Here is a 17,872-nt window from a genome sequence, read left to right as displayed (position 1 = left end):
CGGTTTTTCCTAATCTCTGACCACTGATCTCTGGTCACTCAACCTCACGTTTTCTGTTTCTTTCCAGATTAGAGATCGGAGATTAGTTGGAATGAGCAAAATGGGAAGATCGGTTTTTCCTAATCTCTGACCACTGATCTCTGGTCACTCAACCTCACGTTTTCTGTTTCTTTCCAGATTAGAGATCAGAGATTAGTTGGAATGAGCAAAATGGGAAGATCGGTTTTTCCTAATCTGACCACTGATCTCTGGTCACTCAACCTCATGTTTTCTGTTTCTTTCTAGATTAGAGATCAGAGATTAGTTGGAATGAGCAAAATGGGGAGATCGGTTTTTCCTAATCTCTGATCTCTGGTCACTCAACCTCACGTTTTCTGTTTCTTTCTAGATTAAAGATCAGAGATTAGTTGGAATGAGCAAAATGGGGAGATCGGTTTTTCCTAATCTCTGACCACTGATCTCTGGTCACTCTCACGTTTTCTGTTTCTTTTTCTTCGCTGCAGGAAACAGTACATTGTTTAGTATAAGCCTGTACCCGGGCGAATTGGGGTGCAGCTTAAGATCTGTTGGCGGGTCGCCTACAATGTGCTGGTAATCTTCGGGGTCGTGGCCGCCGTAGAATGTCCACTGGCCTTTGCCATATTCGCCATGAATATAGCGCACCTCGTTGTTGCTTTTCATTTCGCCCATAATGGTTACATTAGGCTTCAGCAGCGATTTATTAAAGGCTGTAGTGAGGCCCATAAATCCCTTTATAACCTTGTCATGGTTTTGAGTAAGCATGCTTGGCACCACGTCCCATTTGGCCGAAAAATCGAACAAGGTAAAAAAATCCCGGGTGCGTTCTACCTGGCGGGTAGCGGTAACGTCGATATTGCTGAACTGGTGCGACATCGGATTCATATCCAGCTGGAAATTCTGAAAGGCAAAAGTCTGGCTAAAATCCAGCTTTGACTGCGCAGCAGGATCAGCGCCGTCACCGTCGAACATTTGCTCGCAGATGTCGGTATTGGAAGCTGCCAGCGCTATGTCGAAAGTATCCGTACCAGAGCACATTGCAAACAAAAAGCCGCCGCCGGCGCAGAAATCGCGGATGTGCTCGGCAACAGCCAGTTTCATCTTCGATACCTTTTTAAAGCCAAGTTTGTGCGCAGTTGCTTCCTGTATGCGTATATCATCATTATACCATTGCTCATAACGAAAGGCGCCGTAAAATTTGCTGTATTGCCCCGTAAAATCCTCGTGGTGCAAATGCAGCCAATCATACTTAGGCAGGTCGCCGCGAATTACCTCTTCATCATAAATCACATCGTAAGGAATTTCCGCATATTTCAAAACCAGGGTTACTGCATCGTCCCAGGGCAATTTATTCTTGGGCGAGTAAACAGCAATCTTCGGCGCCTTTTCCAATTTCACCACATCCATATTGACGGACGGATCGCTCACCTCGGCTAAAATCTGGTTTACTTTTGCATCGGCAACAACCTCGTAACTTACGCCGCGTATTTTGCACTCATCCTCCACATTTTTATTATAAGGCATCAAAAAGCTGCCGCCGCGGTAGTTCAGCAGCCAGTCTATCACCTCGCCGTTCTTCAATGTCCAGAAAGCAATACCGTATGACTTCAGGTGATCTTTTTGCTCCTCGTCCATCGGGATTAATATGGAAGCGGCCCTTGTGAAAAGAGGCAGAAGCAGAAAGGAGAAAGGTAAAAGGTATTTGAAACTGAATGTCCTGATCACTTTGTTTTATACTGGTATCCAAATGTAACGAATAAATAAATATTGTATTGTCAGTTTTAGGTGCCCGTTTCAAACCTTTCGCCTTTAACCTTTCCACCTTTCACCCAAATTATTACCTTTGCCATCTATCTTTAAATAAAATGAGCAAAGCAATAATCAGAACCGAAAAAGGCGACATGACCGTTGAGTTTTTCGACAAGGATGCACCGAATACGGTTGCCAACTTTCAGAAGCTGGCAAAGTCGGGATTTTATAATAATGTAACTTTCCACAGGGTTATCCCTAATTTCGTTATACAGGGCGGCGACCCAACCGGTACAGGCGCAGGCGGACCGGGTTATAAAATTGATTGCGAGCTTACCGGCGATAATCAATACCACGACCGTGGTGTTTTATCGATGGCGCACGCAGGCCGCAATACAGGCGGTTCGCAGTTCTTTATCTGCCATAGTCGTCAGAATACAGCTCACCTTGACCGCAACCATACCGTGTTTGGTAAAGTAGTTGAGAATGTTGACGTGGTTGACGCCATTCGCCAGGGTGATAAAATTTTAGGCATCGACGTTATTGAAGAATAGTTGAAATAGTTGTAGTTGTTGCAGAAGTTGTGGTTGTTTAGCTGCACAACCATTACAACTACTGCAACCATTGCAACTGATAAACATACTTACAACTAAAAAATGAATTTACAGGGAATTGTAGCCGTGTCGGGCAAGCCGGGATTGTGGAGAGCATTGGCTCAAAATAAAACAGGCTATATATTAGAAAGTTTAGACGCACAAAAAACCAAGCTGGTTGCCAATTTATCAACCGCTAAGCTGGCTGCTTTACACGAGATAACCATATTTGGCCTGGAAGACGATATAAAACTGACCGACGTTTTTGAGCGGATGAAGAGCGCTTCGGGCGTTCCGGATGCTAAGGCTGACGGAAAAGCCTTGCGCACGTTTTTCAGGGAAGTTGCACCTCATCATGATGAGGAGAAGGTTTACGCCTCAGATATGAAGAAGATCATCAGCTGGTATAACATTCTGAAGGAATACCCGCTGTTTAACGAGCCGGACCCTGCCGAAGCGCCTGCTGAAGCCGCGCCAGCGGAAGAACTAAAGCCTGCTGAGGAAGCTCTCGTGGCAGAAGAAACCGCTCCCGCAAAGCCAAAAGCAAAAAAAGCAACTGCAAAGAAAGCATAAGGATTTATCTGCAGAGGCACAACAATCGTGTCTTTGAATTAAGCCGGGGAAGAACTCTCCGGCTTTTTTCATTTAAAAAACATTGTCTCTGCGAGGAGGAACGACGAAGCAACCTCGTCGGCCTGCATTATCCGCCATGCATAGCAACGAGATTGCTTCGTTCCTCCAGCAATGACAAATTTAATACGATCATTTAGTCACAATTAAGTTCCCTGCAATCTTCCTCTTCCACCTCAGGTTCAAAGGTGGCGTGGTTAATGCTCATGTGCTGCAGGCGGTGGCGCAAGTCCTTCTTCATGTTAGTAAAGTCGGGTAGCCGCTCAGCTTTGATAACCAGGTGCGCGGTAAGCGCATTTTCGGTAGTACTTAGGGCCCAAACATGCATATGGTGTACATCGGTAACGCCCTTGCATTTCATCAGTTCCGCCTTGATTTTTTCGAGGTCCATTTCTTTAGGCACGCCATCCATTTCCAACCGAAGGCTATCTTTCAGCAGGCCCCAGGTTCCCCTTAAAATTACGATAGCTATGATAAGCGATACCACGCTATCAATCCAGTAAAGTTTGGTGAAATAAATAATGATGCCCGAGACAACCACACCTAACGATACAATGGCGTCAACCGCCATGTGCAGGTAGGCACCTTTAACGTTCAGATCAGTATCTTTATCTTTTACGAATAAGTAAGCGGTAAATGCGTTGATAGCTATGCCGATAAAGGCTACCCAGGCCATTGTACCGCCTTCCACTATCTGGGGACTAATGAAGCGCATTATCGCTTCGTAAATAATAAAGCCTACAGCTACAAATAAGATGACTGCGTTAAAAAATGACACAATGATCGTCGACCGCTTATAGCCATAGGTGTACTGGCTATTTGAGCTTACTTTCGACAATTTAAACGCCAGCAGTGCGAGCGCAAGACTGGCTACATCGCTCAAATTATGGCCTGCATCGGTAAGCAGCGAAAGAGAATGGGTGATTAACCCCGCAATCACTTCGATAACAACAAATGCTGAATTTAATATAATGCCCCAGATAAAGGCGGCATTAAGATGATCGAGCCTGGGGGCATGATCATGGTGATGATGGTGGTGACCTGAATGATCGTGACCTGCTGACATGCAGCAAATTTAGTTAAAAGTCCGTGAGTCCGGAAGAAAATTAAAAGCAGGATTGCAGAGAGACACGATGCTGCGCATCTCCCGCATGCAAAAAATAGGGTTTAAAAGAATATCAGGTACAAAATCCCCAGCATCAGCAAATACTTCACCGCGTAATATAAATTGCGGTTATAGGCTTTAATGCGTTTGCCCAGCAGCCTGATGGAATAAACATAGCGGAAAGCTTTATTGATATTCCCGGTTTTATCCTCACCCATATTTGGCGATACCGCCGCGGCCATAATAAACCAGCCAAAAAACGCATTCCACCCACGCGCAAACCAGGTTTTTACCGGGCGCTGCACGTCGCAGAAAAGAATGATGCGGTCCGTATCAGTCTTATTTTCGGCGTAGTGAATATAAGTTTCATCAAATAATACATGCTCTCCATCGTGCCAGGCATAGCTTTGGCCGTCAACAACAATATGGCATTGCTCCGAGTTTGGAGTAATCAGCCCAAGGTGATATCGTAACGAACCGGCATACGGGTCGCGGTGCATCAGCAATTCACTTCCGGCAGGCAAAACGGCAAACATTGCTGCTTTAACCTCTGGAATTCCTTTGATCAGCTCGATAGTTTGCGGACAATACTTTTTGGCTGAAGGATGAAAATCATCATACCATTTCAAGTAAAAGCGTTTCCATCCCCTCCGAAAAAAAGAATTGAAACCCATATCGTTGTACTTGTCCGAACCTTTGATCAGCTCTTCGCGCTCCAGTTGCAAAGCCTCGTCGCGAATGGTTTGCCAGTTCTCTTTGAGCAGGTTGAGCTGCGGGAAATTATCGGCATTGATATAAGGTTTGTTTTCCACTCCTGAAAATGCATACATGGGCATATTTATCGGCGCCATGAAAGTGGAATGATCTGTCAGCTGCCTGAAAAACTTAAACCTCACTTTGCCGCGATAATGAACAACGATCGTCGAAATAATAAGTATATAGAAAAGTATAAACTTAAAGGATATGAGCTCGGGGAGAATGTTGTGCATTGTAACGACTTTTTTGCAAAAATATGGGGCTATGTTACTCCCCGTACAAAAATAAGCTAATTTACTGCATTTTTACAGTTGATTGACTCTTTATGCGAATAAGTCAGGGATTAAACCCTAATGGAGCTCAGCCCCGATAGAGGCCAAATATTGGTAGAAGGAAAACAAATACGACCAGTCGCTCCGTATGTGCGTACCCACGACATGCTGCATTACGCACCTACGGAGCGCTGGTTTCGGTTTATTATTTTCTGCCGATATTTTGCTCCTAACGGAGCAATAAGAAATCTGCCTGGCAAGGATAGTCAGGAATGGTGATAGGGCTCGCCTTTAATAATGGTAAAAGCGCGGTAAAGCTGCTCTATAAAAAACAGGCGCACCATTTGATGAGAAAAAGTCATTGCGGAAAGTGAAAGCTTGTCATTGGCCCTCGCATAAACCGTACCGTCAAATCCATAAGGCCCGCCAACCACAAATACCATGTTGGAAACAGACGCAATGGCTTTTTTGTCGATATAGGCTGCAAACTTTTCAGAGGTTAGTTGTGTGCCTTTTTCATCCAGGAGGATAACGTAATCCTGAGGTGTTATTTTTTTCAGGATAAGGTCAGCTTCTTTACTCTTTTGCTGCTCCTGTGTTAAGGCTTTGGTGTTTTTTAGCTCGTCAATTTCAATAACCGATAGCTTCGCATAGTGCTTCAACCGTTTGACATACTTTTCAAAACCGTCTTTTAAATAAGCATCTTCTGTTTTGCCGACGGTAAGAAAAGTTATTTTCATTAATGGTTGTCATTTAAAAGTTGTAAAGTTAGCTATTGTTGAAATGTTTTAAGGTTGTAAAGTTGTAATGTTATAACTTGCAGCCGATGTTTTTGCATTTATAAAGATTGATTCGCAACGTTTTCCTGTTGAGGTTAGTCAACCTTTTCAACATTATAACTTTTCAACCTAAAACAAACAAAATGGATATATTAGCCGATTACCGCCGGCGAGCTGATTTAGCACAGCATGAGGCAGATAAATATAAAAGCCTGGCAAATACTTATTCTCTCTACAGGCTGTTGGTATTCGGGCTGTTCATCGTTATTGTGTGCGTAGCTATCAGCGTCGAAGAGATAGCCCCAATAATCGTGGCGGTTGTTATCCTCGTTGCGTGTTTCAGTTGGCTTATAAATAAACAAAACCGGTACGAAGAGCTCAAGAATTACTTTATCGACCTTCACGCCGTCATCGAGAACGAAATAACATCGATAGAAAGCTATAAAAACATCTATGATAACGGGCTGATTTTTAATGAGGATAAGCATTTTTACACCGCCGACCTTGATATATTTGGCAACGGTTCGCTGTACCAATTGACAAACCGGGCGGCAACTTTTCCAGGCATTGTCAAACTGGCGGGGTGGCTGGTTAAGCCGGCTGCAAAACCGGTGATAATGGAACGCCAGCAGGCCGTGGCAGAAATTGCCGGCAAAAACGACTGGAAGCTGAATACACAGGCACACCTGCTATTTTCGCTCAAACAAAACCGCGAACAAATAAAAAGGCTGGTTGAATATTTAAAGGCGCCAATCGAAATCAATGGCGAAAAGGTCCTGGCTACCTACAGTAAAATTTCGCCCTACCTTGTGCTTGCATTGATAACAGGCAGTATTTTTTATATGCCCCTGCGCTACGTTACACCAGTTGTGATATTGGTTAACATCCGGCTGGTTATGGCAAAAGCCAAACTGGTTCAAAAAGCCGACCTTATTGCCGGCAAGATCGGTACCACACTACACCACTTCGTGCTGGCCTTTAAAAGTATAGAAAACGAGGAATGGCGATCTGCCTATCTTAAAAATCTGGGAGTACAGGTAAGGAACGAAAATGGCGAAAGTATATCCGGCAAAATTGAACAACTGGCGCAATTGATAAACAAGCTGAACTACCGCCTTAACATGGTGATGATGTTTATACTGAACGCCTTATTTATCTGGGACATCCGACAGCTTATAGCCATTGAAAACTGGAAACGAAATAACCTGGTTCATATCGAGGCGGCTTTTGATGTAGTGGCAGAATTTGAAGCTGTAATGAGCCTCGCGAGCCTTAAAATCAACTATCCGGATTGGAGCTTCCCGGAAATTACCGATGGTGAAAGCTATACCCTGACCGCTAACAAAATTGCTCATCCCCTTATCAGCGCTGATAAACGAATAGCAAATGATTATGAGCTGAACGATACCTTTAAAATAGATATTATCACAGGTTCTAACATGGCAGGTAAAAGTACATTTTTGCGCACTATCGGGATAAATACCGTGCTGGCTTTATGTGGTGCGCCTGTTTGTGCTGACAGGATGCAAGTATCCGTTGTGACCATCATTACCTATATGCGCATCAAAGACTCGCTGAACGAAAGTACTTCAACTTTTAAAGCTGAGCTCGACCGGCTGCAGATGCTGCTAAACGCTGTAGTAAATGAACCCAAGGTTTTCTTTTTAATAGATGAAATGCTGCGCGGCACCAATTCAGTTGATAAATACCGGGGCTCAAAAGCGGTTATTGAACAACTGATCCGCAAAAAAGGCGTCGGCATGGTGGCTACCCATGATTTACAAATTGCCGAATTAGAAGAATCTCACCCGGATTATGTCCGGAATTTTTACTTTGATATACAGGTAAAAGGCGGCGAAATGCTGTTTGATTATAAAATCAAGCACGGCGAATGTAAAACGTTCAATGCTTCGTTGTTGTTGAAACAGATCGGGATAGAGGTTGGGGACTGATGCGGAGATGATTTGAAGATGCGGTGATTTGAAAAATTGAAGATTTCAACTCCTTTGATGACGTTATTGTCGTCACCAACAACACGGCGGTGTTTGTGATAAAAAGAAGCCTGAGGACCGTTGTAAGCGGATGGTTTTCTGCATACCAATTGCTGTTGGTGATAACACCAACAGGGTGGAAACAACAATAGTGCCCCGCATAGGAAATAAATCCCGCCATCCTAATAATCCCGCAAATCTTAGTCAAACAAAATGGCCTGAGAATTTTCCCAGGCCATTCTTTTATAAATATTGATTATTGGCTGTTGAGCATTGCTTCTCTGGAATTATCTTCCGCCGCCGCCCTGGGCGCCACCGCCGCCCATGCCCTGGTCGCCTTGCTTCAGGTCGTCATTCAGTCCTTTCTTCTGCTGGTTAGGATTACTGAAGTTTAGTTTACCAAAGCTGTAGCTAAACGTTAAGCCGTATGAACGGAATGGCATTTGGAACTTGCTTGACTGTTTAAAGCCAGGGCTCTCTAAATTAGAATTAAAGCTTTTGTATTCGCTAAATGGCTCAATTACGTTAACCCCAATTGCCAGCCTTTTCTGCATAAATTGCTTTTTGGCACCAATGCCTAAAATGCTGAATGTTGGCGTTGTACCCTGGATAGTATGACGTGGCGAATTGCCAAACACGAAAGCCTCTGCAACATAATCCTTTGGCAGTGTTAAGCTTGCTCTGGCAAAACCACCATACTGAATATATGTGCCATTTTGAGTCTGATCAAGATGGAACACACCGGATGGGTCTGGCTTGTAAGTATATGCGTTAACGCTCATTATAATGGTCAGCGCTTTAAAAGGATTAATTGTACCGAACACATTTCCACCAAATGAGTTATTGCTGCCGATATTTTGGAAAGTGGTTAAAGTCCCGCCCTGTGCTATACCGTCAACAATTACAGATATCGGTCTGGCAATATTTTCAATTAAATTATCCGTATGCTTATAATATCCGGAGAGATTTAATATTGAAGTTCCGATAAAAGCATTATAATCTAATTCAACGGTCTGGGAAATTTCCGGATTCAACCTCGGGTTGCCCTGGGTCTGGCTTTGGATGTTAACCTGGTTTACAAAAGGATTCAGAAATTGTAAGCTTGGCCTGGTGATACGTTTGCTATACGCCAGCTTTATAGTCTGCTTGGCATTCAGCGCCTTTTGAATGGTTAGGCTTGGCACAAACGTATTATAGTTTTGAGTAAACGGCGACAAAGCTTGTGACTCGTTGATAGGCTCGCCTTTAATATCGGTATTCTCATCTCTGACACCAGCCATCACCGACCATTTTTTTGGAAGCGTTATTGTAAATACTGTGTAGCCTGCATAAACGTTTTGGTTGTATTTATAGATATTGGATAACAACGGGTTAAATGTAAAATCACCGGAATTATTTGTATCGTTAAAATAATTAGACGTACTATTTATTCTCCGGAAAATACTTTTGCCGCCTGCTTCAAGTTTAAGTGTTTTGCTGATCGGCAGTGTATAGTCTAACTGGACGGTATATTCGTTATTCTTGCCGTTCAGATTGTTTTGCAGATCATCAAAAACACCGCTGTAGGTGTTGGTGAAATTAGTAATACCGCTACCGTGGCTCCATTGCGTCGATAAGTCAAGCTCTTCTCCTTCCAATTTGTATTTATGGGTATAATCAAGGTTCCAATCAAAGTTGCTAAACTCGTTATGCTGGAACAAATGGTTATTATAAGGCGTAGCAGACTGAAATGATGTATTGCCGTTTGTATTGAAATTGAAATCCAGTAGCTTGAATGACGATGTAATGCTGTTATAGGCATTAAATTCGTAACCTGCGCTTAATGAACTGTTGGTAGCATGCCTTGTAACCCTGCTGGTACCGTTACTGGTAGTGTGCGTATGCACCGTATCAAGGTCAATCTGCTGATCAAAACTGGTAATAGAGGTTTGTGGCCACGTTAAGTTACCACCAAGATTGGCTGAAAAATTAAAGCGGTTTTTGCTGTAATTAAGATTGAAATTACCATTGTTTTGCCTGGTACCCACCGCTGCGCTAACCTGGCCGCTGATACCTGAAACATTCTTTGATTTGGTAATGATATTAATAATACCGGCCGAGCCTTCCGCATCATATTTTGCTGATGGCGACGTAATTACTTCGATACTTTTAATTTGCGCAGCAGGAATAGCTTTTAACACGTCCGAAAGACTTGTTGATGTAGCACCTGATGGTTTACCGTTAATTAATACACGTACGTTTTGATCGCCGCGTACGGATACGTTGCCATTAATATCAACTGTTACCAAAGGAACTTTGCCCAACAGGTCGGTAGCATTACCGCCCGCCGATGTAATATCCTTCTCGGCGTTGTAAACAATCTTGTCAATTTTGTTTTCAATAAGGGCTGCCTGGCCGGTTACCTGTACCTCTTTCAGCACCTTTGCGCTTGGTGCGAAAAGCACTGTGCCCAAGTTATTGTCCGGCTTTCCGGCAGTTGTAGTCACAGGGTCTATCACTTTGTCAGGATAGCCGATAAAGGTAAATGTGATCTTGTAGGAACCGGGCTTAATATTGTCCAGCTTAAATTCACCTTTTTCATCGGTAATTACACCGGTAATGGGCGCTTTGCCGCCGCTGCGATAAAGACTTACCGATGCATAATCCACGGGTTTTTTAGTCAGCGAGTCGATAAGTGTGCCGGAAATTTTTCCAACAATCGCTGGGCCACCGCCTCCGCTTAAGCCAATTTGGGCCTGGGCGGTGATAAAGGAGCATAATATTGCTATAATTATGTAAAAACGTTTCATTTTTGATGATTTTGGTAATTGGAGGCGAAAATAGACTAAATGTTACAGGCGATTAACGATTATTTTACAACCAAAGCAACTGTAACAGATTAGTTGCAGAATTTGGTGTATAATGTACAATAATGATTGCCGGAACCGGGGTTTTTGCTCATGAATTGATAGAATGCCATATTGTTATTAATCTCTCATATCATAACAATCCGAACATGCAAAACGTGACAGGAATGATGAAATATTTTTTGCGCGCTTGTCTTTATTCAACGCAGGGCTATACCCCTTCGCTGACATATTTTTCCCTTTCAGTGAAGTAGATTAAGGTTAAACCTGTAGTTTAATTCCCGGAAGGGGATACATATGTCAGCGATGGGCGTCGCCCATCGCTATGCGCCATTTGGTTTATACCACAATATTCACAATTCGGCCCTTAACCACAATCACTTTTTTAGGCGTTTTGCCTTCAAGGTATTTTTGCACATCGGCGCTGCCTAAAACAAAGGCTTCTACATCGGCGCCTTCAAGGCTAAGTGATATGTTAAGATTGAGTTTGGTTTTGCCGTTTATGGATACCGGGTACGCAAACTCATCTTCCACCAGGTAATCCGGGTTAAATTGCGGATAAGGTGTGTGTGATAATGAGCCCGGCTTGTTACCCAGCAATACCCACAATTCCTCGCAGATATGCGGCGCATAGGGCGACAGGATAATAACCATATCGCTCAAAATAGCCCGATTGTTCGATTTCAGATCGGTGAGTTCGTTCACTGCGATCATAAAGCTCGACACCGATGTGTTGAACGAAAAGCGTTCGATATCCTCCTCAACTTTGCGGATGATCTTATGCAATGATTTTAATTCGGCTTTGGTTGGCTCAGCATCTGATACCTTAAAGTTCCAGTCAGCATCATGAAATAACCTCCAGAATTTACGCAGGAATTTAAACACACCCTCGATACCATTGGTATTCCAGGGTTTGCTTTGCTCCAGCGGGCCAAGGAACATTTCGTACATGCGTAGGGTGTCGGCGCCAACGCGGTCAATCAGGTCGTCCGGATTAACCACATTGTATTTTGATTTCGACATCTTTTCAACCTCAACTCCGCATATGTATTTGCCGTTTTCCAAAATAAATTCAGCGTCAGCATACTCAGGGCGCCATTGCTTAAACTTATTGACATTCAGTACTTCGTTGTCCACGATGTTTACATCAACATGTAATGGAGATGTTTTGTATTGTTTTATCAACCCGTGCGATACAAATGTATTGATAGGGCGTCCCTCATCATCCATCAGGCGATACACAAAGTTACTGCGCCCCTGTATCATCCCCTGGTTAATCAGCTTTTTAAAAGGCTCTTCTTCAATCACCAGGCCAAGGTCTTTCAAAAATTTGTTCCAGAAACGGCTATACAACAGGTGCCCGGTGGCATGCTCGCTGCCGCCTATATAAAGGTCAACATCTTTCCAGTACCCGATAGCCTCGCGCGATGCAAATTCCTTATCGTTATGCGCATCCATATAGCGGAACCAATACCAACTGCTGCCGGCCCAGCCGGGCATGGTGCTTAACTCGTAAGAATATTCTACATCGTCCGAAGCCCCCTCTAAATCTCCCCCGGTAGGGGAGACTTGAACTGCACGCTTCGGGAATGTGTCGGATAACTTGCTTAAATCTCTCTCCGGCATTTCATCTAATTTCTGCTTAATCACTGAAGCTACTTTTTGTGGATTCTCCAGCACTTCATCATTAGAAAAACGTATAACAGTAAACCCAAAATGATTAAGCACCCCGGTACGGATGTCGTCAGCTTCTTTATTTAGCTTATGGTGATGGCCGTCTAATTCAATAACTAAACCCTTTTGTAGCGAAACAAAATCTCCAATATATGCGTCAATTGCATGTTGTCTCCTTATTTTGTGACCGATTTGGCTACCTCGAAGCAACTGCCACAGAATGTTCTCAGCATGAGTTGGGTTTTTTCTGTTCTCTCTGCTGAAGTCTCTTAGCTGTTCATATATATACGCATCTGCTGTTTCCCGATAAGCGCCAGTTAAATAATCCGGCAATTTTTCATCTTCTGAAAAATTGCTACCCGCTTCCGCAGCTAAAGTCTCCCCAGCCGGGGGAGATTTAGAGGGGGCGACCGGAGGAGTATGTGGTTTATAATTCCAGCCCTTAGCCCTCGCCAATGGTGGTTCTCCGTCTTCAGTGGGAAGATATTTATCAACCTCAGGCAATACTAGCGGCAAATCCTTTTCATCAATCAAATAGGGCAGTCCGTCTTTAAAATACACAGGCACCGGTTCGCCCCAATAGCGCTGACGGCCAAAAATGGCATCACGCATCCTGAAGTTTATCTTGGCCTTTCCTGCGCCTATTTCTTCCAGTTTGGCAATTACAGCGGCGGTAGCCTCTTTGTAGTTGAGTCCGTTTATAAAATCCGAATTTATATACTTGCCTTCCTTGGTCGGGTCGGCCTCCGTTTCAATTTTTTGGATGTCGATGATCTGTATGATCGGTAATTCGAAACGTTTGGCGAAAAGATAATCGCGCTGGTCGCCAGATGGTACGGCCATTACTGCACCGGTTCCATAGCCGGCTAAAACATAATCAGCGATCCATACCGGTATTTTTTCACCATTAACCGGGTTAATGGCATAGCTGCCCGTAAAAGCCCCCGATACGGTTTTAGCCTCTGCCATACGCTCCAGTTCCGATTTCTTTTTCGCCTGGGCAACATAGGCATCGATGTCCGCTTTTTGTGCGTCAGTGGTTAATAATGGCACCAGCTCATGTTCCGGCGCGAGCACCAAAAATGTTGCCCCGAAAATAGTATCAGCACGTGTTGTAAAGACTTCTATAAAATCAGAAGAGTTTTCCAGCTTAAATCTTACACTCGCTCCAACACTCTTGCCAATCCAGTTACGCTGCATTTCCTTCAAAGGCTCAGGCCAGTCTATAGTGTCGAGGCCTTTCAGCAGGCGGTCGGCATAGGCAGTAATGCGCATGCTCCACTGCATCATCTTCTTTTGTTCAACAGGGTACCCGCCGCGCTCGCTAAAGCCATCTTTAACCTCGTCGTTGGCCAATACGGTGCCTAATGCGGGGCACCAGTTCACGGTGCTTTCGCGTAAATAGGTAAGGCGGTATTTTAAAAGTTCTTCCTGCTGCGCCTGGTTGCTCATGCCTTTCCATTCATCCGCCGTGAAAGAAAGAATATCATCGTCACACACAGCATTGATACCGGCAGAACCATTTTGTTCAAAATGGCTAACCAGCTTTTCTATGCTTTCGGCTTTATCAGCATCTTTATTATACCAGCTGTTAAAAAGCTGCATAAAGATCCACTGCGTCCATTTATAAAAGTCAGGCGAACTGGTACGCACCTCGCGGCTCCAGTCGAACGAAAAGCCGATTTGGTCTAACTGGCGGCGATAGGTGGCAATGTTAGCCTCGGTAGTAATAGCCGGGTGCTGCCCTGTTTGAATGGCGTACTGCTCCGCCGGCAGGCCGAAACTGTCGTAACCCATCGGGTGCAGTACATTAAAACCCTTCAGCCTTTTATAACGGGCAAAAATATCAGAAGCAATATAGCCCAGCGGGTGGCCTACATGCAGCCCCGCACCAGATGGGTAAGGGAACATGTCCATCACGTAGTACTTTGGCTTGGTGCTTTTGTCTTCCGCTTTAAAAGTCTGGTTCTCTGCCCAGAACTTCTGCCACTTTTGCTCGATATCTTTAAATTGATAGTCCATATATATTATAAGGCATATAAGGTTGCGAAATTAAGAAAATCTCTATTAGGATGGTAGTGATTGTTGGGTCAAAAAGGGGAAACCGGTTTAAATGTGATCAGCCGGGCATCAAACGAGGTAATAAATTCCCGCTTTGTCCACAATTCGTGCAAAAGGGAATTGATTTTTATACCGGTCTGTTATCGAGCATATACTCTTGATTACAGATATTTCCTTTTGTTTAATTATTTATTTCTCGTCGGGTTGTTGTTTTAATTTATGAGCTAAATGTTTACTCGGGTATAAATTTTGACTATTTTGAGTGCGATAAATTGTTGAATCGCAAAATTTTTGAGTGCAGACAGGCGGTAAGGTACGGTCATCACCATGAGCAATCATAGAAAAGCCCGGTTAACTCGTTTGATTTCTTTGCTTCATTAATAAACAGAACGATATACGAATTAAATTTTACTATTGATGCCCTCATTTTTAGGTAATGGCTTTACCAAAGGCCTTTTTACTGCATTGTTATTTTTGCTTTGCGGCGTAGCAGATGCACAAACCGTTCCGGTAGGGACGCCTGTGATTGAAGATATGTACCGCAGGCAGCAACTACTGGGAAAGCTTGATTCAAGTGTGTCATTTACCGTGCGCCCGCTGTTTCCGGGCGCTGCTTTCGGCTTAAATGACGCTTTCGACCCGGACAAAAGTTTTGGTGAAAGTGGTCTGCAACGAGTCCCTGACTATAAATTTGCAGGCGATAAAGGCCTGGTAAAAATATTGCCGGTTACCTGGAGCAATCAATACAACACACATAACCCTTACGGCTGGAATGACGGTTCGATGATCCCGGCTGCCGGGTACCAAACGCTGTTGAGTGGGGGTGTATATGCGAAATATAGTTTTTTAAGTATCCAGTTCCGGCCGGAATTCCTTTTTGCGCAAAATAAAGCGTTCGACGGCTTTACCCAGGCCGGAAATGATAATAATGCATGGAAAGCCTGGTATGGTGTTTACAACCAGATAGATGCACCGGAGCGTTTTGGTACTTCTGCGTATACCAGGTTATTACCTGGTCCAAGCAGTATACGCATTACTTTCGACCCGGTCTCCTTCGGTCTTTCTACCGAAAACCTGTGGTGGGGGCCCGGGATACAGAACTCACTATTGATGAGTAACAATGCAAGAGGCTTTGCACATCTTACACTTAATACTACCAGGCCCGTAAACACGCCTATCGGTTCATTTGAAACACAGGTAATAGCGGGCAAATTAAATGCATCAGGCTATGCGCCGCTGGCGCCGGGACAGGAAGGTAATATGGACAACCTGTACAGACCCAAATCTAACGACTGGCGGTATTTATCGGGCTTCGTTTTTACTTACCATCCTAAATGGGTCCCTGGCCTGTTTTTGGGAGCAACAAGAGCGTTTCAGGTATATCACAATGATTTGGGGCATAAGTTAGGCGATTATATTCCCTTCTTCTCATCTTTTTTGAGGGATAGTTTTTATGATCCGGTATCGGGCGTTGTGTCGGAAGATGCGGCGAAGCGTGACCAGCTTGCCTCAGTCTTTATGCGGTGGCTCTGGACAGGCGGCAATGCAGAGATTTATTTTGAATATGGCAGAGAGGATCACAACTGGGATGCAAGGGACTTTTTACTGGACCCGGAACATTCAAGGGCTTATACCATGGGGTTCCGGAAAATAATCGGGCTCGAGGGTCGGCCTGATGAACAAATACAGGTAGGACTCGAAACCACCCAGATGGCGCAGCCATCAGACGATGTTGTAAATAGAAAATCTGGTTATTGGTACGCACATTCGCAGGTTAGGGCGGGCTACACTAACTATGGCGAAGTGCTTGGGGCGGGCATAGGCCCAGGCAGCGGTTTGCAAACGCTTGATGTATCATGGATTAACGGCATTAAGCGTATCGGCCTGCAGATACAGCGCTACGAGCATAATGCCGATTTTTATTATAAGGCTTTTGCGGCGGGCGAGACGCGCCGGCATTGGGTTGATTATAGCGGCGGCGTTAGCAGCGATTGGGATTTTGATAATATTTTGCTGTCGGCTTCATTACTGTATGTAAGGGAGCTTAACTATGAATGGAAATTCAGGAACGACCCTGACATCTCTTATTATAATCAGCGGTCGCTTGATGCAAATAACATCAAACTGAATGTTGCCATAACTTATCGCTTTTAGAGTATCATCCTTTATATCAGCACCTGAAGCAATTGATAGTTATTAAATGCATTTAACGTGAATATTTACAAGGCGTTAACCAATAAACAATTGTTATTTACTTGTCGGTAAAAATGTTGTAATTAATAAGCATAAACGGAACTTTTTTTAAAAAAAATATAACGAAGGCCTTGGTTTTATATATTTTTAGGGTAGATAAATTATTGAACACACTAACACATTTCTAAAATGAAACTTACCGTCAAACTAATGGCGGCTGCATTAGTCAGCTTGGTATTCTTTTATACTGCATGTAAAAAAGTAGGTGATGCACCGGTTCCCAATGCGTCGCCGAAAGATGTCGCAGGTTTAATTGGCAAAGATTTCGCAAACGCACTTGCCGGCAATTATGGCGGCGTTAGCCTGAACGATGGTGTTAAGCCACCTGCCGTACTGGCTTCTGTAAAACCTAAGGTTTTAAACAGCTTTAATTCCCTCTGCGGCTTTACCATTGATACCACCACTAAATATGTGTTTACACAAGGCGACAGTATCAAATCGGTAGTTAGCGGAAGGTTTAAATTTACCTATACCTGTTCATCAACTGTGCCCGACGGATACAAAGTATTTACAGACTTTATCAACGCAGGTAAAGCGCCGGGCTATGCATTTATATATGCTATTACCCAGTCATACAAGGTGCAGGCATTGGATTTATCTTACAGCAAGGTTTCCATGGACGGAAAATTGAAGTCGTTCGGCTATTTCAGAAACGGCAGCGGTCCATTTGTTGATACTACCCACCTGGCTAACACTTATTATCAGCACCAAAATTATGTAATGCATAACCTGGTTATTGATGTCCATAATAATCTGGACATCATCAGCGGTTCTGCAACATTTACAACCAGGGGCCGCAACCAGTTTGGCAAATGGGAGTATGAGGGAACTATTGAATACATAGGCAACCACACAGCTATTATAACCTTCGACGGACATTCGTACAGTGTTAATTTGCTAACCGGTGTCGTAACACCTGTTTAACGGAGTCAATAAATAACTTATCAGGCCCCTTACCGGTTACGGTGAGGGGCTTTTTTTATACAATCCGGCAATCTATTCCCCAGATTTTGAAATGGCCGGTTTCAAGCGTGCCTGCAGATTAAACAAAGATACCGTCAGTAACCTTGGAGTTATAGGAAGGCACGCTGTAAGTCGGCTTAATTATACTAACAAAACGCTTACAAAGCGACCGGTCGGCGTAT

General features: G+C 43.9%; 11 protein-coding genes. 5 read left to right on the top strand and 6 right to left on the bottom strand.

Annotated features, from left to right (window positions below):
* Positions 1–471: 471 nt before the first annotated feature.
* Positions 472–1,653 (bottom strand): asparagine synthetase B, encoded by a 1,182-nt coding sequence (locus Q3W13_RS11580; protein WP_302863927.1) that lies wholly within the window; start codon positions 1,651–1,653, stop codon positions 472–474.
* A gap of 230 nt (positions 1,654–1,883) precedes the next feature.
* Between Q3W13_RS11580 and Q3W13_RS11575 the strand changes: the two genes are divergently transcribed.
* Complete coding sequence (locus Q3W13_RS11575) at positions 1,884–2,321, top strand: peptidylprolyl isomerase (protein ID WP_302863926.1); 438 nt, start codon at positions 1,884–1,886, stop codon at positions 2,319–2,321.
* Between the two features lie 102 nt (positions 2,322–2,423).
* Positions 2,424–2,933 (top strand): DUF5606 domain-containing protein, encoded by a 510-nt coding sequence (locus Q3W13_RS11570; protein ID WP_302863924.1) that lies wholly within the window; start codon positions 2,424–2,426, stop codon positions 2,931–2,933.
* Positions 2,934–3,126: 193 nt separating this feature from the next.
* On the opposite strand, the gene Q3W13_RS11565 is transcribed toward Q3W13_RS11570, so the two are convergent.
* The 3 genes from Q3W13_RS11565 to rlmH all read right to left on the bottom strand — a co-directional run bounded on the left by Q3W13_RS11565 (position 3,127) and on the right by rlmH (position 5,863).
* Entirely contained in the window at positions 3,127–4,056 is a 930-nt protein-coding gene (locus tag Q3W13_RS11565) for a cation diffusion facilitator family transporter (protein ID WP_302863922.1), read from the bottom strand.
* A gap of 101 nt (positions 4,057–4,157) precedes the next feature.
* Entirely contained in the window at positions 4,158–5,084 is a 927-nt protein-coding gene (locus Q3W13_RS11560) for an aspartyl/asparaginyl beta-hydroxylase domain-containing protein (protein WP_302863921.1), read from the bottom strand.
* Between the two features lie 305 nt (positions 5,085–5,389).
* On the bottom strand, positions 5,390–5,863 hold the full coding sequence (gene rlmH / locus Q3W13_RS11555; protein WP_302863919.1) for a 23S rRNA (pseudouridine(1915)-N(3))-methyltransferase RlmH: 474 nt from the start codon (positions 5,861–5,863) through the stop codon (positions 5,390–5,392).
* Between the two features lie 182 nt (positions 5,864–6,045).
* Here rlmH and Q3W13_RS11550 point away from each other — a divergent pair, with 182 nt between their 5' ends.
* On the top strand, positions 6,046–7,854 hold the full coding sequence (locus Q3W13_RS11550) for a DNA mismatch repair protein MutS (RefSeq protein WP_302863917.1): 1,809 nt from the start codon (positions 6,046–6,048) through the stop codon (positions 7,852–7,854).
* 326 nt (positions 7,855–8,180) lie between these two features.
* Here the strand turns inward: Q3W13_RS11550 and Q3W13_RS11545 are convergent, their stop codons facing one another.
* Both Q3W13_RS11545 and Q3W13_RS11540 read right to left on the bottom strand, forming a co-directional pair.
* The gene (locus Q3W13_RS11545) at positions 8,181–10,682 is read right to left on the bottom strand and encodes a TonB-dependent receptor (RefSeq protein WP_302863916.1); all 2,502 of its coding nucleotides are present in this window, start codon (positions 10,680–10,682) and stop codon (positions 8,181–8,183) included.
* Positions 10,683–11,078: 396 nt separating this feature from the next.
* Positions 11,079–14,435: a class I tRNA ligase family protein gene (locus Q3W13_RS11540; protein WP_302863915.1), complete on the bottom strand. Its 3,357-nt coding sequence runs from the start codon at positions 14,433–14,435 to the stop codon at positions 11,079–11,081.
* Between the two features lie 456 nt (positions 14,436–14,891).
* On the opposite strand from Q3W13_RS11540, the gene Q3W13_RS11535 reads away from it, so the two are divergent.
* Together Q3W13_RS11535 and Q3W13_RS11530 are read left to right on the top strand one after the other, a co-directional pair.
* Positions 14,892–16,628 carry a capsule assembly Wzi family protein gene (locus tag Q3W13_RS11535; protein ID WP_302863914.1) on the top strand — a complete coding sequence of 579 codons (1,737 nt, stop codon included), beginning with the start codon at positions 14,892–14,894 and terminating at the stop codon, positions 16,626–16,628.
* 228 nt (positions 16,629–16,856) lie between these two features.
* Positions 16,857–17,651 carry a hypothetical protein gene (locus Q3W13_RS11530; RefSeq protein WP_302863912.1) on the top strand — a complete coding sequence of 265 codons (795 nt, stop codon included), beginning with the start codon at positions 16,857–16,859 and terminating at the stop codon, positions 17,649–17,651.
* Positions 17,652–17,872: the final 221 nt, after the last annotated feature.

This window comes from Mucilaginibacter sp. L3T2-6, assembly GCF_030519355.1.
Classification (GTDB): Bacteria; Bacteroidota; Bacteroidia; order Sphingobacteriales; family Sphingobacteriaceae; genus Mucilaginibacter.
Note: the sequence above shows the minus strand (reverse complement) of the source record. Positions and strands in the feature narration are given on the sequence as shown.

Coding starts and splice junctions, on each gene's coding strand:
- Q3W13_RS11580 (WP_302863927.1), bottom strand. CDS start 1,653: ATGGACGAGGAGCAAAAAGATCACCTGAAGTCATACGGTATTGCTTTC.
- Q3W13_RS11575 (WP_302863926.1), top strand. CDS start 1,884: ATGAGCAAAGCAATAATCAGAACCGAAAAAGGCGACATGACCGTTGAG.
- Q3W13_RS11570 (WP_302863924.1), top strand. CDS start 2,424: ATGAATTTACAGGGAATTGTAGCCGTGTCGGGCAAGCCGGGATTGTGG.
- Q3W13_RS11565 (WP_302863922.1), bottom strand. CDS start 4,056: ATGTCAGCAGGTCACGATCATTCAGGTCACCACCATCATCACCATGAT.
- Q3W13_RS11560 (WP_302863921.1), bottom strand. CDS start 5,084: ATGCACAACATTCTCCCCGAGCTCATATCCTTTAAGTTTATACTTTTC.
- rlmH (WP_302863919.1), bottom strand. CDS start 5,863: ATGAAAATAACTTTTCTTACCGTCGGCAAAACAGAAGATGCTTATTTA.
- Q3W13_RS11550 (WP_302863917.1), top strand. CDS start 6,046: ATGGATATATTAGCCGATTACCGCCGGCGAGCTGATTTAGCACAGCAT.
- Q3W13_RS11545 (WP_302863916.1), bottom strand. CDS start 10,682: ATGAAACGTTTTTACATAATTATAGCAATATTATGCTCCTTTATCACC.
- Q3W13_RS11540 (WP_302863915.1), bottom strand. CDS start 14,435: ATGGACTATCAATTTAAAGATATCGAGCAAAAGTGGCAGAAGTTCTGG.
- Q3W13_RS11535 (WP_302863914.1), top strand. CDS start 14,892: ATGCCCTCATTTTTAGGTAATGGCTTTACCAAAGGCCTTTTTACTGCA.
- Q3W13_RS11530 (WP_302863912.1), top strand. CDS start 16,857: ATGAAACTTACCGTCAAACTAATGGCGGCTGCATTAGTCAGCTTGGTA.